Source organism: Pseudomonas sp. MWU16-30323, assembly GCF_020515595.1.
Classification (GTDB): Bacteria; Pseudomonadota; Gammaproteobacteria; order Pseudomonadales; family Pseudomonadaceae; genus Aquipseudomonas; species Aquipseudomonas yamanorum.
Genome location: NZ_JAIWYM010000013.1, coordinates 121,949 through 138,838 on the forward strand (window position 1 = coordinate 121,949; position 16,890 = coordinate 138,838).

General features: G+C 60.3%; 13 protein-coding genes. 9 read left to right on the top strand and 4 right to left on the bottom strand.

Features of this window, described 5'->3' with window-relative positions:
• Positions 1-103 precede the first annotated feature (103 nt).
• A complete protein-coding gene (locus LIY45_RS17250; protein ID WP_003214618.1) occupies positions 104-913 on the top strand; it encodes a UDP-2,3-diacylglucosamine diphosphatase in 810 nt (269 codons plus the stop codon).
• A 124-nt stretch (positions 914-1,037) separates the two neighbouring features.
• Here LIY45_RS17250 and LIY45_RS17255 read toward each other — a convergent pair whose 3' ends face one another.
• The 3 genes from LIY45_RS17255 to phhA all read right to left on the bottom strand — a co-directional run bounded on the left by LIY45_RS17255 (position 1,038) and on the right by phhA (position 3,487).
• A complete protein-coding gene (locus tag LIY45_RS17255) occupies positions 1,038-2,234 on the bottom strand; it encodes an amino acid aminotransferase (RefSeq protein ID WP_226477013.1) in 1,197 nt (398 codons plus the stop codon).
• Positions 2,234-2,590 (bottom strand): 4a-hydroxytetrahydrobiopterin dehydratase, encoded by a 357-nt coding sequence (locus LIY45_RS17260; protein ID WP_003214616.1) that lies wholly within the window; start codon positions 2,588-2,590, stop codon positions 2,234-2,236. The genes LIY45_RS17255 and LIY45_RS17260 overlap by 1 nt, the downstream gene beginning before the upstream one ends.
• Positions 2,591-2,695: 105 nt before the next feature.
• Positions 2,696-3,487: a phenylalanine 4-monooxygenase gene (gene phhA / locus LIY45_RS17265; RefSeq protein WP_017477438.1), complete on the bottom strand. Its 792-nt coding sequence runs from the start codon at positions 3,485-3,487 to the stop codon at positions 2,696-2,698.
• Positions 3,488-3,753: 266 nt separating this feature from the next.
• Between phhA and LIY45_RS17270 the strand changes: the two genes are divergently transcribed.
• Positions 3,754-5,316: a sigma-54-dependent transcriptional regulator gene (locus LIY45_RS17270; protein ID WP_226477014.1), complete on the top strand. Its 1,563-nt coding sequence runs from the start codon at positions 3,754-3,756 to the stop codon at positions 5,314-5,316.
• Between the two features lie 63 nt (positions 5,317-5,379).
• On the opposite strand, the gene LIY45_RS17275 is transcribed toward LIY45_RS17270, so the two are convergent.
• The gene (locus LIY45_RS17275) at positions 5,380-8,097 is read right to left on the bottom strand and encodes a DUF6543 domain-containing protein (protein WP_226477015.1); all 2,718 of its coding nucleotides are present in this window, start codon (positions 8,095-8,097) and stop codon (positions 5,380-5,382) included.
• Positions 8,098-8,434: 337 nt separating this feature from the next.
• On the opposite strand from LIY45_RS17275, the gene LIY45_RS17280 reads away from it, so the two are divergent.
• From LIY45_RS17280 to LIY45_RS17310, 7 genes are all read left to right on the top strand, one after another.
• A complete protein-coding gene (locus LIY45_RS17280) occupies positions 8,435-9,175 on the top strand; it encodes a flagellar basal body rod protein FlgF (protein ID WP_026077951.1) in 741 nt (246 codons plus the stop codon).
• A 63-nt stretch (positions 9,176-9,238) separates the two neighbouring features.
• Positions 9,239-10,024: a flagellar basal-body rod protein FlgG gene (gene flgG, locus LIY45_RS17285; RefSeq protein WP_017477441.1), complete on the top strand. Its 786-nt coding sequence runs from the start codon at positions 9,239-9,241 to the stop codon at positions 10,022-10,024.
• A 53-nt stretch (positions 10,025-10,077) separates the two neighbouring features.
• Complete coding sequence (flgH, locus tag LIY45_RS17290) at positions 10,078-10,773, top strand: flagellar basal body L-ring protein FlgH (RefSeq protein ID WP_226477016.1); 696 nt, start codon at positions 10,078-10,080, stop codon at positions 10,771-10,773.
• A gap of 27 nt (positions 10,774-10,800) precedes the next feature.
• A complete protein-coding gene (locus LIY45_RS17295; protein ID WP_032868578.1) occupies positions 10,801-11,889 on the top strand; it encodes a flagellar basal body P-ring protein FlgI in 1,089 nt (362 codons plus the stop codon).
• A 4-nt stretch (positions 11,890-11,893) separates the two neighbouring features.
• Complete coding sequence (gene flgJ / locus LIY45_RS17300) at positions 11,894-13,159, top strand: flagellar assembly peptidoglycan hydrolase FlgJ (protein ID WP_226477017.1); 1,266 nt, start codon at positions 11,894-11,896, stop codon at positions 13,157-13,159.
• 10 nt (positions 13,160-13,169) lie between these two features.
• A complete protein-coding gene (gene flgK, locus LIY45_RS17305) occupies positions 13,170-15,203 on the top strand; it encodes a flagellar hook-associated protein FlgK (protein ID WP_226477018.1) in 2,034 nt (677 codons plus the stop codon).
• Positions 15,204-15,217: 14 nt separating this feature from the next.
• Positions 15,218-16,801 (top strand): flagellar hook-associated protein 3, encoded by a 1,584-nt coding sequence (locus LIY45_RS17310; protein ID WP_226477019.1) that lies wholly within the window; start codon positions 15,218-15,220, stop codon positions 16,799-16,801.
• Positions 16,802-16,890 lie beyond the last annotated feature (89 nt).

The following is a 16,890-nucleotide window of genomic DNA, read 5'->3' on the forward strand; positions in this document are numbered from 1 at the left end:
ATCGCTTCACCGGCCTTGGGCGCTGTCATCAGACTGACGCAACACTGTCATGGGCTATTAACCCCATGGGCGCAAGCTCGCGAAAACACCGTGAGGCATGCCCATGACCAGCGCCGAACTCGCCAAGCCCAGCCGTAAGCAACGCGTGCGTACCCTGTGGATTTCCGACGTGCATTTGGGCACCCGGGATTGCCAGGCCGAACACCTCTCGCATTTTCTCAAGGGCTACCACGCCGACAAGGTCTACTTGGTGGGCGATATCATCGACGGCTGGAAGCTGCGCAGCGGCATGTATTGGCCCCAGGCCCACACCAACGTGATCCGGCGCCTGCTGACCATGAGCAAACGCGGCACCGAGGTGATCTACGTCACCGGCAACCACGATGAGTTTCTGCGGCGTTATTCGAAACTGATCCTCGGCAATATCCAGTTGGTGGATGAGGCGGTGCACGTGACTGCCGATGGCCGGCATCTGCTGGTGATCCATGGCGACCAGTTCGATGTGATCACCCGGTATCACCGCTGGCTGGCGTTCCTTGGCGATTCGGCCTACGAATTCACCCTCACGCTCAACCGCTGGCTGAACCACTGGCGGGCACGTTATGGCTACGGCTACTGGTCGTTGTCGGCGTACCTCAAGCACAAGGTCAAGACGGCGGTCAGCTTTATCAGTGATTTTGAAGAAGCGATTGCCCATGAAGTGACCAAGCGCGAATTGCACGGCGTGGTGTGCGGGCATATCCACCATGCGGAGATTCGCAAGGTGGGCGAGGTGGATTACCTCAATTGCGGGGATTGGGTGGAGTCGTGCACGGCGCTGATCGAGCACTGGGATGGGCATATCGAGTTGTATCGGTTGGCGGATGCCCAGGCGAAAGAGGCGCAGCTCAAGGCCGAGATGGTGGCAGGTTAAAGATTGGCTCGTCCAAGTGTGGGAGCTGGCTTGCCTGCGATAGCATCAACTCGGTTTTATAGACAGACCGAGTCGTCTGCATCGCAGGCAAGCCAGCTCCCACATTTGGATCCGGTTTCTTCAGTCAGGTGTGGGAAACATCCGCGATGGCTTCGGCCAACAACGTCAACCGCGTCGCATCAATCCCCGCCACGTTCGCACGCCCGGAACTGACCATATACACGCTGTGCTGCTCCCGCAGTTGCTTCACCTGTTCCGCACTCAACCCGGTATAGGAAAACATCCCGCGTTGCGCGGCGATATGCGCAAACCGCTCCGACAACCCATGGGGCGCCAGCGCCTCCACCAGCCCGGAACGCAACTGTGCAATCCGCGCGCGCATGGCTTCAACTTCCTCGGCCCACTGCTTTTTCAGCCCGGCATCACCGAGAATCGTCGCCACCACTGCAGCCCCGTGATCCGGTGGCGTCGACCACAAATTACGCGCAATAAACGCTAACTGGCTGCGTACATCCGTCAGCTTCTCGGCATTCGTCGCGCACACAATCAGCGCGCCTACACGGTCGCTGTACAGGCCAAAGTTCTTCGAGCAGGAACTGGTGATCAGCACTTCAGGCAGCTCAGCCGCAAACAGCCGCACCGCCCATGCATCCTGTTCCAGGCCATCGCCAAAACCTTGATACGCAAAGTCGATCAGCGGCAGCAGCTCGCGCTCTTTGACAATCTTCAGCACCTGGCGCCAGTCATCCCGGGACAGGTCGAAGCCGGTCGGGTTGTGGCAGCAGGCGTGCAGCAGCACCACATCGCCCTTGGGGACCGTGGCCAGTGTCGCCAGCATCGCCGCTACATCCAGGCGATTGTCGCTGCCCACATACGGGTAATGGCTGACCTTGAGCCCGGCCTTGGCGAAGATGGTTTCGTGAATCGGCCAGGTCGGGTTGCTCAGCCAGATGCCACGGCCAGGCAGGCTGTGGGCGATAAAGTCGGCGCTCAGGCGCAGCGCGCCGGTGCCGCCAGGCGTCTGGGTGGCGCCGGCGCGGCGTTCACTCAGCAGCGGCGAACCAGCGCCCAGCACCAATTCACTGATCAGCGTACCGAACGCGGCATTGCCGTGGCCGCCGATGTAGGTCTTGGTGGTTTGTTGTTCCACCAGGCGCTGCTCGGCCAGTTTCACCGAGTACGGGATCGGCGTCAGGCCCTGGTCGTCCTTGTACACGCCCACGCCGAGGTCGAACTTGTTCGGGTTGGGGTCCTGGGCATACAGCTCCATCAGCCCGAGGATCGGGTCTCCGGGCACCCGGCCAATCGCGTCAAAATGCATTACTTGCGGCCCTCGGCATCCTTGGCCACTTCGTCGGTACGCGCAGCCATGATGAAGTCGTTGCGGTGCAGGCCCTTGATGGAGTGGCTCCACCAGGTCACGGTGACCTTGCCCCATTCGGTGAGCAGGCCCGGGTGATGGCCTTCAGCTTCGGAGATCACGCCCACGGCATTGGTGAAGGCCAGGGCGAATTTGAAATTCTTGAACAGGAAGACCTTTTCCAGCTGCATCACGCCGTCGCGTACTTCGATGTTCCAGTCGGGGATCTGCTTGATCAGCACCGGCAACTCTTCGTCGCTGACTTGCGGGGCGTCGGCGCGGCAGGCTTCGCAGTGGGCTTGGTTCAACGTGGTCATGTGGGTATTCCTGAAATCGAGTGTTTGGAAAACGGTCGTCAGTGGCGTCACCCTAAAGCAACGCGGGGCCAGGGAACAGACTCACCTGGCCCTAAAAGCCGCAGCTCAAGCCGCTTTTGGCTTGGGCGGAAACTTCGGTGCGTGCAGACCCAGCTGCATCCCGCGTTCAACCATGCCCATGATGTCTTCCTGCGCCACTTCGAACAGGCGCTTGAGGTTGGGCAGGGCGAAGTACACGGGTTGCAGGATGTCGATGCGATACGGCGTGCGCATCGCTTCCAGCGGGTCGAAGGCTTGGTGCTCGGGTTCGTCCGAGAGGCAGTACACGGTCTCCTTGGGCGAAGACAGGATGCCGCCGCCGTAGATGCGCCGGCCTTCAGGCGTGTCCACCAGGCCGAACTCGATGGTCATCCAGTACAGGCGCGCCAGGTACACGCGCTGTTCCTTGGTGGCGGCCAGGCCGAGCTTGCCGTAGGTGTGGGTGAATTCCGCGAACCAGGGGTTGGTCAGCAGTGGGCAGTGGCCGAAGATCTCGTGAAAGATGTCCGGTTCCTGCAGGTAATCCAGCTCTTCACGGGTACGAATAAACGTCGCCACCGGAAACTGCTTATTGGCGAGCAATTCAAAAAAGGTCTGGAAGGGGATCAGCGCCGGCACCCGGGCGACTTGCCAGCCGGTGGTCTCGGCCAACACTTTGTTGACTTCCGCCAATTGCGGAATGCGGTCATGGGGCAGGCCGAGCTTGTCGATGCCGTCCAGGTATTCCTGGCAGGCACGGCCCTCGATCACTTTCAGTTGGCGCGTGATCAGGGTGTTCCACACCGCATGTTCTTCGGGCGGGTAGTCGATAAAACCGTTCGCGTCGGGCTCGCGGGCCACGTACTGCGTCTGCTTCATACTGCTCTCCTGCTAGGCATTCGTTCTTGTTATGTCCTGGGATAAGCCTATTGATACGCCGCCTGAGCCAGGAAGCCATCCTCCCGTGTCATGGGTTTGTAGGAAAAGTTACTGTGTTTCGTAAAGTTTTCGTTACGGTTGAGGTGGCTCGTTGTGTATGTGGCGTGTTTTGGGTGTGAATCGCCTCGCGACTGTCACATAATCTTGACGATTATCTGCGCCCAGCGGCAAATAGACGCAGCGCCTCCACCTCTTCGGGCCTTCTCATGCGTATCAAAGTGCATTGTCAGAACCGCATCGGCATCCTGCGGGACATCCTCAATCTGCTGGTGGAGTACGGCGTGAACGTCGCCAAGGGCGAAGTCGGTGGCGAACACGGCAATGCCATTTACCTGTTCTGCCCGAATCTGGTGAACCTGCAATTCCAGGCATTGCGCCCGCAGTTCGAAGCGATTGCCGGGGTGTTTGGCGTCAAGCGGGTAGGGCTGATGCCCAGCGAACGCCGGCACATGGAACTCAACGCGCTGCTGGGAGCGCTGGAGTTTCCAGTGCTGTCCATCGACATGGGCGGCTCCATCGTTGCCGCCAACCGTGCGGCGGCGCAGTTGCTCGGGGTGCGGGTGGATGAGGTGCCGGGCATTCCGTTGTCGCGCTACGCCGAAGATTTCGATTTGCCGGAACTGGTACGGGCCAGCAAATCGCGGATCAATGGCTTGCGGGTCAAGGTCAAGGGCGATGTGTTCCTGGCCGATATCGCCCCGCTGCAATCCTCTGAACATGACGACAGCGAAGCCATGGCCGGTGCGGTGCTGACCCTGCACCGTGCCGACCGCGTGGGTGAGCGTATCTACAATGTGCGCAAGCAAGAGCTGCGCGGCTTCGACAGCATTTTCCAAAGCTCCAAAGTCATGGCCGCCGTGGTGCGCGAAGCCCGGCGCATGGCACCGTTGGATGCGCCTCTATTAATAGAAGGCGAAACCGGCACCGGCAAAGAGCTGCTGGCCCGCGCCTGCCACCTGGCCAGCCCCCGTGGGCAGTCGCCGTTGATGGCGCTCAACTGCGCCGGTTTGCCGGAGTCCATGGCCGAGACCGAGTTGTTCGGGTATGGCCCCGGTGCTTTTGAAGGGGCGAGGGCGGAGGGCAAGTTGGGGCTGCTGGAGCTGACGGCGGGCGGCACGTTGTTTCTCGACGGTGTCGGGGAAATGAGTGCGCGGCTGCAGGTGAAGTTGCTGCGCTTTCTGCAGGACGGTTGCTTCCGCCGGGTTGGCAGCGATGAAGAGGTGTACCTGGATGTAAGGGTTATCTGCGCCACCCAAGTGGATTTGTCTGAACTGTGTGCCCGTGGTGAATTCCGCCAGGATCTTTATCACCGGCTGAATGTGCTGTCCCTGCATATCCCGCCCCTGCGTGAATGCCTGGACGGACTGGCACCCTTGGTTGAGCATTTTCTTGACCAGGCCAGCCGGCAGATTGGCTGCCCGCTGCCCAAGCTGGCGCCGGCCGCTATGGATCGGCTGAGTCATTACCATTGGCCGGGTAACGTGCGGCAGTTGGAGAATGTGCTGTTTCAAGCGGTTTCATTGTGTGAGGGCGGGACGGTCAAGGCCGAGCATATTCGGCTGCCGGATTATGGGGTGCGTCAGCCGCTTGGCGATTTTTCCCTGGAGGGAGGGTTGGAAGCGATTGTCGGTCGGTTTGAAAAGGCTGTGTTGGAAAGCCTGTATGCCGAACACCCGAGCAGTCGGCAATTGGGCAAGCGGCTGGGGGTGTCCCACACCACCATCGCGAACAAATTGCGCGATTACGCGGTCATCAAGGCCGATAAATAGCCGTAACAGAAAAAAGCGCGCACTCACCCGAAGATGAATACGCGCCAATGTCGGTGAGTCAGCTCAAGCTGTGGGTTGGAATGGGGTGAGAGGCTTCAGGTCATCCAATAGGTTTTTAAGGTGTGTACGCGTGTCTGCCAACTGCTCGAACCCGACCTGCGTCGGTGGTTCTTCAAGGGCTCGGGTGGCGTTGGACAGGTTGTTTTTCAAGTTCTCGATTTCCGCTGCCGAGGCCGTGGAGCTTTTGTTCATCAGCAGATCCTTGGCGGTTTGCTGGGCCTTGTATTTGTTCACGATGTCACTGAACGTCCTATTGAAGGCGTCACCGGCGTCGTCGTACGCAGATTCGATCTTGCTCACCAGCTTCTTGGCTGCGGCTTCGGTTCGCGCCCTAAGCGCTGATAGTGTTGGATGGGTGGACGGTACATCCGGTAGTTTTTCCGCGCCGGATAGTATCTTGTCGGTTTGCCAGGCATTGCGTTCGGCCAATAGAGCGGTACGGACGTCGACAAGCTCTTGCGTGAAGGGTGTTATCGCCGGGTTGTTTTTGCCCGCGCTATCAAGAACGTATCGTGCCTCATCCAGTTGGGTGACATGGCGATGGATTTTTACCCATGTCTGCTCCTCGAACCCCGGGGGCTGATTGGCGGGCGCTGGCGTACGCGACGGAGCGGCAGGCTCCGGTCGCGACAGCGAGCTGGTATGGGGCTTGATGTCGGATACCGACTGTTCCGTGGCATCTCGCACAGCCTTCAATCGCAAGAGTTCGTCGGGTGTTGGAGCGTTTTTCAGCCCTCTTTGCGCGCCTGCTACCCCGCTTGCAAAGTCGTAGTGTGCATTTGCATGGTTGATCTCGAGCTTCTTGAAGAGATCGTCAATGGCTTTTTGTGAGGTTTTTTCCAGTGTCGCGCGCTGTGCGTTCACGCCCGTGGCGAGCGGCGAATTGGAGAGGGCTCTTCTGCTGGCAAGCAACTCGCCGCTTTGCCACGCTGTCCGTTCATGGCGCAAGGCCGTGAGCGCCCGGTTGGCATCGTGGGTGATGAAGAATTCTTTGGGGCTGTCTTTCAGAGTCTTTTCAATGGCGAACATTTTGCTTTCGATAGGCGCTACGTGCCCGTCGATTCTTTGCAGTTGCCGGCTGCTGAAAGGGTTGGCCCTCGCTGGCGTGAGAATCGTCGGGGGAGCCTTGGGCACGGGCAACTTGCCGGGTCCCTTGGCTGCCTTGACGGCTTTGAATATACCTCGCCCGACCAACGGCACCGCGTTCAGTGCGCCAAAGGCAATGCGCTTTGCCGCGCCGGGTTTGCCGTCTATCGCATCCTTGATGCCTTCACCCACTTCAATTGCGCCGTGGGTGGCGAACATGGTTGCCACAAATGCTCCGACGGGACCTGGAATGAATGAGGCGGCGATCCCGCCGAGGATCAGCAGACCATTGCCGAGGTTTTTCGCCGCTTCGAGCAACAGCCCTTCGGTGACCTGTTTATTGCTGACAAACAGTTGATCGACGTCGGCGAGGGCATGGGCTCTCATACGTAGGCTGGATTCATGGAAGGGGTCGCCCGTATAGATCTTTTCGCCACGCACAATCGACTCATCGTGCCGTGCTTCGGACCAGTTATTGGCGCCGAAGCGGCGGTACCCGTCGCCAACGTTACGCATCACCCGCTGTATTTCTGAGTGGTCCTCCATTTTGAAATGCTGGGTGAATGCCGCGTTGCTCGTGGGCAGGGAAAACTGCTTGCTCAACCAGTTGTGCATATCCGTTGGTGTATCAAATGGGTGGATAGGCGAAGAGTTGCCGGGGATGTAAAGCAGGGTGCGCGAGGTTTTTTTGTCTATCGCATAGAAAATATCGGTGGAAGCGCGGCCGTTGATGCTCAGGAATTTGATATCCACCTGCTGGTCTGGCAAATGGTCATAAATATCATGGCCGAGGGACAGCTCTTGCCGTGGTGTGCTGCCCACGTCTGCCACGCGGCGTGCCAGGTCCAGATCATCGTCATCAAGGCTTCGTTCCAAGTGCTGGGATTCGGCAGCGTTGATGAATGCAATCTTGGACAGGTTCCTGTAGGTGAGTTCGCTTTTGGCGTCGAGAAAACTGCTCAGGTAAGTGCGGTAGGGCGATGCATAGGCGGTGTCCCAGACTTGCTGTTGGAAGTCTGCCACGGGCACGGGTATACGGTTGGCGGCATCGTACTGATCAGGAGTCGATGAGTCCGACGCGGTATAGATGCCTTGATGGAAGCGTGTTGTGTGTTCGTTTGTGCCGGCGAATTGGCTTGGGTGCGGCGAGGCTTTATAGATCGGGATGCTTTTTTGCGCCTTGAGGCTGATGTGAGCGTCGTAGCCGGTGTCACTTCTTTCGACCGTTAAGGCATCCGTCTTTTCGGTGTACTGCTGATTTCGTTGTGCCGCTTCGGTCAGTGAGGTTTTGCTGATGATTTGCGCCGGGTAGGGCGGGGCGTTTCCCTGCTTGTTATAGGCAAAGGTGACGACGTACGTATTATCGGGGTCAACGTCTTGGCCGAATTTTTCCTTGAACTGTTTCTTGACCATCTCTGCAGTGAACTGAGCTGCCGATTTTGGCGCCTGGGCGTTGTTCAGGACGTAGCTGTCCAGTTCGGGGTGGGGCGCCAGTCGTGGCGTTTGGGCCGCCGAGTTGGAAAATTGACTGCCGTGAACCTGCTCGTCGTCAGGGGAGGATGCACCGGGCGCCTGCGGCGTGGGGGGCATGGTGGTTTGAATGGGCATGTGCGGCAGAACGATAGGGGCGGTCATTGCGAGAGTCTCCTCGGGGAACGTCAATGTCGGCTGGTGGATGCCTCCATTTAGGTTGTTCGTAGGCTGGATAACCAGACGCCACTGTCGCCGGATACGGTAGGGCGGGTTAGATGCGCGCCCCCGGATTTTTCCTCACGTGCTGCGAGTGGCTTGCCGCTAGCGGCATAAGCCCGCCGTTTTTCCGTCTCTGTGGGAAACCCGTCAGGTCTTGATACTCGCGCAAAGCCTTGCCCCGCCTTGGTTTCAGGCGAATTTCAAAAGTTGGTTCGCAAATTGCTTAAGCCTCATCAGTACAGCGGTGGGCGGCAAGCGTCCGTCAGAAAGAGGAAAGAGCGTGGATAAGTACCTTTACGTGGCAATGACCGGCGCCAGCCAGAATGCACTGGCGCAGAAGGCCCACGCCAACAACTTGGCGAACGTTTCCACCAATGGTTTTCAACGTGACCTGGAACAGGCGCGCTCGATGCCGGTGTTCGGTGACAGCTTTCCGGCGCGGGCCTTTGCCTTGACCGAGCGCCCAGGCACGGACTTTTCCCCCGGCGCGATGATTGAAACCGGCCGTGACCTCGACGTGGCCGTCAGCGGCGACGGCTGGATGGCCGTGCAAAACCCGGATGGCGGCGAGTCCTACGTGCGCAGCGCCAGCATGAACGTCGATGCGCTGGGCGTACTGCGGGCCGGCAACGGGATGCCGATCATGGGCAACGGTGGCCCGATTGCCGTGCCGCCCCAGCAGCAGATCGAAGTCGGCCAGGACGGCACCATCAGCATCCGCGCCATGGGCGAAGGCCCGCGAGTGATGGCTGAAGTGGACCGGATCAAGCTGGTGCAGCCCGACCTCAAGAACATGACCAAGGGCCTCGACGGCACCATCCACACCAAGGATGGCAAACCGGCCCAGGCCGACGCCACCGTCAAGCTGACGTCGGGCTTCCTGCAGGCGAGCAACGTGAACGCCGTTGAAGAAATGACGGCGGTACTGGCTCTGTCCAAGCAGTTCGAATTGCACATCAAGATGATGAACAGCGCCAAAGAAGACGACCAGGCCATGACCCGCGTCCTGGCGATGAGCTGATAGCAGCCACACACTAATTTTTGTAGCGCGGCGCCATAAAACAGGCGCACGAAGGAGAAGAACATGCTTCCGGCTCTGTACGTTGCCAAAACCGGTTTGTCCGCCCAGGACACCAACCTGACCACCATCTCCAACAACCTGGCCAACGTGTCGACCACGGGTTTCAAACGTGACCGCGCCGAGTTCCAGGACTTGCTCTATCAGATCAAGAAGCAGCCTGGCGCCCAGTCGACCCAAGACAGCGAACTGCCGTCGGGCCTGCAACTGGGTACTGGTGTGGCCATCGTGGGCACCCAGAAGAATTTCAGCGCCGGTAACTTGCAGCAAACCGGTCAGCCGCTGGACCTGGCGGTCAACGGCAAGGGTTTCTTCCAGATCCTGCAGCCGGACGGCACCACCACCTACACCCGCGACGGCACGTTCCACCTGGACGCCAATGGCCAGGTCGTGACCGCCAACGGTTTCGCCCTGGAGCCGGCGATTGTGGTGCCGAACAACGCCCAGACCTTCACCGTCGGCAACGACGGCACCGTGTCGATCACCGTGGCCGGCAACCCGGCCTCCCAGGTGATCGGCAACCTGCAAACCGCCGACTTCATCAACCCGGCCGGCCTGCAGGCGATTGGTAACAACCTGTTCCTGGAAACCGCGTCCAGCGGCGCGCCGCAAATCGGCACCCCGGGCCTCAACGGTTTTGGTACCACCCTGCAAAGCACCCTGGAAACGTCCAACGTCAGCACCGTTGAAGAGATGGTCAACATGATCACCACTCAGCGCGCCTACGAGATGAACTCCAAGGTGATTTCCACCGCCGACCAGATGCTTTCGTTCGTAACGCAGAATCTGTAATCAAGTCTATGGGGCGCCCTTGAAGGCGCCTGCAACACCGTGAGGTATGGGTCATGAATCGCTATGTTTCTGTTCTGGCATTGAGTGGGATTGCTGCGCTGGCGGGCTGTGTCGCGCCGACGCCAAAGCCCAATGATCCGTACTATGCGCCGGTGTTGCCGCGCACGCCGTTGCCGGCGGCCGCCAACAATGGCTCGATCTACCAGGCCGGTTTCGAACAGAACCTGTACAGCGACCGCAAGGCCTTCCGGGTGGGGGACATCATCACCATCACGCTGAACGAGAAGACCCAGGCGAGCAAGAACGCCAACTCGCAGATCGGCAAGACCAGCAAGACCAGCATCGGTCTGACCTCGTTGTTTGGCGGTGTACCGAACACCAACAACCCGCTGGGCAGCGGTGACCTGAGCCTGAACGCCGGCTACAGCGGCGACCGCGCCACCAACGGCAAAAGTGCGGCGGGGCAGGGCAACAGCCTGACGGGTTCGATCACCGTGACCGTGGCCGATGTGCTGCCCAACGGCATCATTGCCGTACGCGGCGAGAAGTGGATGACCCTCAACACCGGTGACGAACTGGTGCGCATTGCGGGCATGGTTCGCGCCGACGATATCTCCACCGACAACACCGTGTCGTCGACACGGATTGCCGATGCACGCATCACCTACTCGGGTACGGGTTCGTTTGCTGACGCCAGTCAGCCGGGCTGGTTTGACCGTTTCTTCCTTAGCCCGCTGTTCCCTTTCTAGGTGATCACTTTGAACTTCAAACAGCTGATGGCTACGATGTTGCTCCTGGCCCTGAGCGCAGGCGCCCAGGCTGAGCGCTTGAAAGACATCGCGAGCATTTCCGGCGTCCGGTCCAACCAGTTGATCGGCTACGGCCTGGTGGTGGGGCTTAACGGCACCGGTGACCAGACCACCCAGACCCCGTTCACCCTGCAGACCTTCAACAACATGCTCTCGCAGTTCGGCATCAAGGTGCCGGCGGGTTCGGGCAACGTGCAGTTGAAGAACGTCGCGGCGGTGTCCATCAGCGCTGACTTGCCGCCGTTTGCCAAGCCGGGGCAGGTGGTCGATATCACCGTTTCGTCCATGGGCAACTCGAAAAGCCTGCGGGGCGGCACCTTGTTGATGACCCCGCTCAAAGGTATCGACGGCAACGTCTACGCCATTGCCCAGGGCAACCTGGTGGTGGGCGGCTTTGACGCCGAAGGCCGTGACGGTTCGAAGATCACCGTCAACGTGCCGTCGGCCGGCCGGATTCCCGGTGGTGCCTCGGTGGAACGCACGGTGCCCAGCGGTTTCAACCAGGGCAACAGCCTGACCCTGAACCTCAACCGCTCCGACTTCACCACCGCCAAGCGCGTGGTCGACAAGATCAACGAGCTGCTCGGCCCGGGCGTGGCCCAGGCCATCGACGGCGGCTCGGTGCGTGTCACCGCGCCGTTGGACCCAAGCCAGCGCGTGGACTACCTGTCTCTGCTGGAAAACCTTGAGGTTGACCCGGGCCAGGCGGTGGCGAAAGTCATCATCAATTCGCGGACCGGCACCATCGTGATCGGCCAGAACGTCAAGGTTTCGCCGGCGGCCGTAACCCACGGCAGCCTGACCGTGACCATCACCGAAGACCCGATTGTCAGCCAGCCTGGCCCGTTGTCCAACGGCCAGACCGCCGTGGTGCCCCGTTCGCGGGTGAATGCCCAGCAAGAAGCCAAGCCGATGTTCAAGTTCGGCCCCGGTACCACCCTGGATGAGATTGTCCGCGCGGTGAATCAGGTGGGCGCAGCGCCCGGCGACTTGATGGCGATCCTCGAAGCATTGAAACAGGCCGGCGCCTTGCAAGCCGACCTGATTGTGATCTGACGCCATGGCCATGGACATGCGCAAAAGCGGCCTGAGCAGCACGGCGGACTCGGGTTCTTACTCCGACCTCAACCGCCTGAACCAGTTGAAGGTCGGCGACAAGAACAGCGACGGCAACATGCGCAAGGTCGCGCAGGAGTTCGAGTCGCTGTTTCTTGGCGAGATGCTCAAGTCCATGCGCTCGGCCACCGAAGCCCTGGGCAAGGACAACCCGCTGAATACCCCGGCGGCCAAGCAGTACCAGGAAATGTACGACCAGCAGTTGGCGGTCTCCCTGTCTCGTGAGGGCGGTGGGATTGGCCTGGCAGACGTGCTGATGCGCCAGATGCAGAAGAACAAGCCGGTGGACGCCCAGGCGGCCACCTTGCAAGGCCCGGCCGCACCGGCGAAGAAGGTGGATGTGCCGACCGAAATTGCCGCCGGTACCCAGGCCGATGGCCCGCTGGGTCGCAGCAATGGTCAGCGGCCATTGTGGGCGTACCGCGTGGCGGTGCCTGAAGGCACTAACTCCCACGCCAACGACATGGCGCTGATGAACCAGCGGCGCATCTCGTTGCCGAGCAAGCTGACGGATCGCCTGCTGGCCGGCATCGTACCGGGCGCCGATGCCACCACCACTGTCGCCAAGGCCGCGCCGCTGCGTAACAGCGCCGCCGATGACGGTGTGGTCAACAGTTCCGCCCGCAGCCTGGCTGCACTGCCCCCTCGCGGGCAAATGCAGGTTTACGGTCGCGCCGTGGCCCAGCCGCCGCTGGCGCCCGCGAAAAAAGCCTTCAGCTCCCAGGACGAATTTGTCGCCACCATGTTGCCGATGGCCAAGCAGGCCGCCGCACGGATTGGCATCGACCCACGCTACCTGGTGGCCCAGGCCGCTTTGGAAACCGGCTGGGGTAAATCGGTGATGCGTGCCGAAGACGGCACCAGCAGCCACAACCTGTTCGGCATCAAGGCCGGCCAGAGTTGGCAGGGCGAACAGGCCCGGGCGATCACCAGCGAGTTTCGCAATGGTGCGATGGTCAAGGAGACGGCGCAGTTCCGTTCCTACGACTCCTACCAGGACAGCTTCCATGACTTGGTGACGTTGCTGCAAAGCAATGATCGCTATAAAGAAGTTGTGAAATCAGCCGACAACCCGGAGCAGTTTGTGCGCGAGTTGCAAAAAGCCGGTTATGCAACCGACCCGGATTACGCCAGCAAGATTTCGCAGATCGCAAAAACGATGAACAGCTACCAGAACTACGCTGCCGCGGGCGCTTCCACTCATTTATAAGGTCTGAATCATGAGTTTGCTCAATATCGGGATGTCGGGGCTCAATGCCGCCCAAGGATCGTTGTCGGTCTTAAGTAACAACATCGCCAACGTCAACACCCCGGGATACTCGCGTCAGCAGACCACCCAGAACGCCAGTGCGTCGAATGCGTTCGGCGGTGTGTTCATCGGCACCGGTACGACCCTGGCGGATGTGCGCCGGGTGTACAACGACTTCCTGAACACCGCTTACCAGAACAGCACCGCCCTCAATAGCGACGCCAACGCCTACCTGGGCCAGGCCAGTGCAATCGACAAGACCCTGTCGGACAAAAGCACCGGCATGTCGGCCGTGCTCAGCGCCTTTTTCGCGGCGGCGCAGGCTTCTGCGGCCACGCCCAGTGATGTGTCCGCCCGGCAATTGCTGGTGACCAGTGCCCAGACCCTGAGCAATCGGTTCAACGCGATTTCCTCGCAGTTGACCCAACAGAAAGAAAGCATCAACGGCCAGTTGAGCACCATGAGTGATCAGGTCAACAAGCTGACCTCCTCCATTGCATCCCTGAACAAGCAGATTTCCCAGGTTCAGGGCTCGACGAGCAACGCGCCCGCCAACCTGCTGGATGCGCGCAACGAAGCGGTGCGCTCCCTCAATGAGCTGATCGGTGTCACGGCCACTGAAAAGGACGGCCAGGTCAACATCACCACCGGCACCGGCCAGTCGCTGGTAGACGGCGATGTTGCCAATACCCTTTCCGCAGTGCCGAGCAAGAACGACAGCAGCCAGTACACCATTCAGATCAACATGGGCAGCACCTCCATGGACATCGGTTCGGTGGTCAGCGGTGGCAGCATTGGCGGCCTGATGCGCTATCGCAGTGATGTGCTGATGCCGGCTATCAATGATTTGGGCCGGCTGGGCATCGTCACCGCCGATACCGTCAACAACCAGTTAGGCCAGGGCCTGGACCTGAACGGTGATTTCGGCTCTTCGCTGTTCTCGGATATCAACAGTGCGGCCGCCATCTCCCAGCGTAGCCAGGGGGTCGCGGGTAACAGCGCTGGCTCCGGCAACCTGAATGTGTCGATTGCCGACAGCAGCAAGCTGACCACCTACGACTACAAGGTCACGTTTACCAGCGGCAACCAGTACAACGTGGTGCGTTCCGATGGCAAGGCCATGGGTTCGTTCGACACCACCACCACGCCGCCGCCGGTGATTGACGGTTTCACCCTGGCGCTGGATGGCAAAGGGCCGATGGCGGCGGGTGACAGCTTCAAGGTCAGCCCCACCAGCAATGGCGCCAGCGGGATCGGCGTCGACCTGACGGACCCGAATAAACTCGCGTTCGCCGGCCCATTGGCGGGTGTTGCCGGCAAGAACAGCGGCACCGGCACGTTCACGCCGCCGCAGTTGACGGTGCCGCTGGATATTCATGGCGGTGCCGATACCGCCCAATTGCGCACCGGGATCGAAAACTCGATGCCGGTGAAAATGGTGTTCGGCGATAAGGCCGCGGACGGCACCCAGCCGTATACGGTCAGCGACGCCCAGGGTAACCCGATCGGCACCGGCAGCATCATTCCGGGCCAGGGCAACAAGATCACCATCAATGTGCCGATGCGCGACGCCACGGGTGCCTTGATCGCCGGCAAGAGTTTCAGTTTTGACACCACCGTTGGCGGCTCGCCGGCCAATAACGACAGCACCACCTTCTCCTTCAACAGTGGCGCCACCTCCGACGGCCGCAACGCCCAGTCGCTGCTGGCGCTGCAAACCACGGCAACTGTCGGTGTGACGGACGGCAACGGCGGCGTAAGCCTGGTCAGTGCCAACAGTCGCCTGGTGTCCCAAGTGGGTTCCAAGGCCGCCCAGGCCAATACCGACAGCACCGCGACCGGTGCGCTGCTGACGGCGAACAAGGCGGCCGCCAACTCGGTGTCCCAGGTCAACCTGGATGAAGAGGCGGGCGACATGATCAAGTTCCAGCAGTACTACACCGCGTCGTCGCAGATCATCAAGGCGGCGCAGGAAACCTTCAGCACACTGATCAACGCACTTTAAGGGAGTCTGGGACGATGCGTATTTCTACACAGCAGTATTTCGACACCAGCTCCGCCAAATACCAGGACAACTATTCCGGTGTGGTGAAGGCCCAGGACCAGGCGAGTTCCGGCGTCCGGGTGCAAACCGCCTCCGATGACCCGGTGGCCGCAGCCCAATTGCTGATGCTGCAGCAGCAGAAAGACATGTTGGGGCAATACAACACCAACATCACCACCCTGCAAAACTCCCTGACCAACGAAGAGAGCGTGCTGCAAAGCATCAATAACGCACTGCAAACCGCCCAGGGCCTGGCGCAGCAGGCCGGTAACATCGCCAAGAGCGATGATGATCGCAAGGCGATTGCCGCCCAGGTAGGCGCGCTTGAGGACCAGGTACTGGGCTTGCTCAACTCCAAGGACTCCAGCGGCAACTACATGTTCTCCGGTGCCAAGACCGATACACCGCCGTACACCCGCAACAATGACGGTACCTACACCTACCAGGGTGACGAGACGCCCCTGAGCCTGCAGATTTCGAACAACCTTTCGATCTCCATGGGTGATACCGGCAAGGCGCTGCTGGAAAGCTCGTCCAATACCGGTCGCACCCAGGCCACGTTGCTGCCGCCTGCCGTGAACGACGGCACGGTGGGGATCTCGGCGGGCCTGGTCACGTCGAGCACGAAGTTTGCCAACAGCTTTTCCGATGGCCAGCCGTACAAGCTGACCTTCGCCAGCAGCACCCAATACAGCGTGACCGACAAGGACGGCAACGACGTCACCTCGGAGATCACCGGTAACGGTACGTTTGACTCCACCAAGGAAGGCTCCTCCAGCGTCAGCCTGCGGGGCGTCACGTTCGACATCCGGCTGAACCTGGGCAAAGACGTTGCGTCCGGCCCGGCATCCGATGCGCTGGTGGCGGGCAAGGAATTCTCCCTGGCAGCCAAGCCCGACAGCTTCAGTATTTCCCGTACGGCAAGCAATCCGTCCACTGCGCAACTGACGGGTGGCACGGTCACGGATTCGGCGGCCTATACCAGCACCTTTCCCAACTCGGGTGCGGTGATCAAGTTCACCAGTGGCACCGATTACCAGGTGTTCGCCCAGCCGTATTCCGCCAATAGCAAGGCCATTGCCACCGGCACCATGGCTGCCGGGGCGACGTCGATCACCACGGCCGGCCTGACTTTTGGTGTGAGTGGCACGCCAGGCGCCGGCGACCAGTTCTCGGTCGGCGCCACCAGCAACAAGAACATGAATGCCCTGGACACCCTGGGCCAATTGCGCAAGGCCCTGGAAACTCCGGCAGACGGCAATCAGGTTGCCTTGAATAACCTCAAGGACGTGGTCGCCACGAGCATTGGCAACCTGGGTAATGCTTCGGCGCAGATCGATCAGGTACGTGGCTCCATTGGTGCGCGCCAGAATGCGATGGATATCCAGAGCACGGAAAACACCAGCCTGGGCCTGGCCAACACCTCCACCATGTCGTCCCTGGCCAACGTTGATATGGGCCAGGCCGCCATCGACCTGACCTTGCAGCAGACCATGCTGCAGGCCTCGCAACTGGCGTTCGTGAAAATCTCCCAGTTGAGCCTGTTCAGCAAGATGTGATTCGAGCGGCTGCAAACCTGCGGCTCACCCTGGAAACGGGGTGGGCCGTTGTGGTTTTTGGCGCTTGTATGTCCCCGTGTTTCGCACAA

Bases quoted from the DNA above. Each gene is read 5' to 3' on its own strand.
- LIY45_RS17275 (WP_226477015.1), bottom strand. From the start codon at position 8,097: ATGACCGCCCCTATCGTTCTGCCGCACATGCCCATTCAAACCACCATG.
- flgJ (WP_226477017.1), top strand. From the start codon at position 11,894: ATGGCCATGGACATGCGCAAAAGCGGCCTGAGCAGCACGGCGGACTCG.
- LIY45_RS17260 (WP_003214616.1), bottom strand. From the start codon at position 2,590: ATGACCACGTTGAACCAAGCCCACTGCGAAGCCTGCCGCGCCGACGCC.
- LIY45_RS17250 (WP_003214618.1), top strand. From the start codon at position 104: ATGACCAGCGCCGAACTCGCCAAGCCCAGCCGTAAGCAACGCGTGCGT.
- LIY45_RS17270 (WP_226477014.1), top strand. From the start codon at position 3,754: ATGCGTATCAAAGTGCATTGTCAGAACCGCATCGGCATCCTGCGGGAC.
- LIY45_RS17255 (WP_226477013.1), bottom strand. From the start codon at position 2,234: ATGCATTTTGACGCGATTGGCCGGGTGCCCGGAGACCCGATCCTCGGG.
- flgG (WP_017477441.1), top strand. From the start codon at position 9,239: ATGCTTCCGGCTCTGTACGTTGCCAAAACCGGTTTGTCCGCCCAGGAC.
- flgK (WP_226477018.1), top strand. From the start codon at position 13,170: ATGAGTTTGCTCAATATCGGGATGTCGGGGCTCAATGCCGCCCAAGGA.
- LIY45_RS17310 (WP_226477019.1), top strand. From the start codon at position 15,218: ATGCGTATTTCTACACAGCAGTATTTCGACACCAGCTCCGCCAAATAC.
- phhA (WP_017477438.1), bottom strand. From the start codon at position 3,487: ATGAAGCAGACGCAGTACGTGGCCCGCGAGCCCGACGCGAACGGTTTT.
- flgH (WP_226477016.1), top strand. From the start codon at position 10,078: ATGAATCGCTATGTTTCTGTTCTGGCATTGAGTGGGATTGCTGCGCTG.
- LIY45_RS17295 (WP_032868578.1), top strand. From the start codon at position 10,801: ATGGCTACGATGTTGCTCCTGGCCCTGAGCGCAGGCGCCCAGGCTGAG.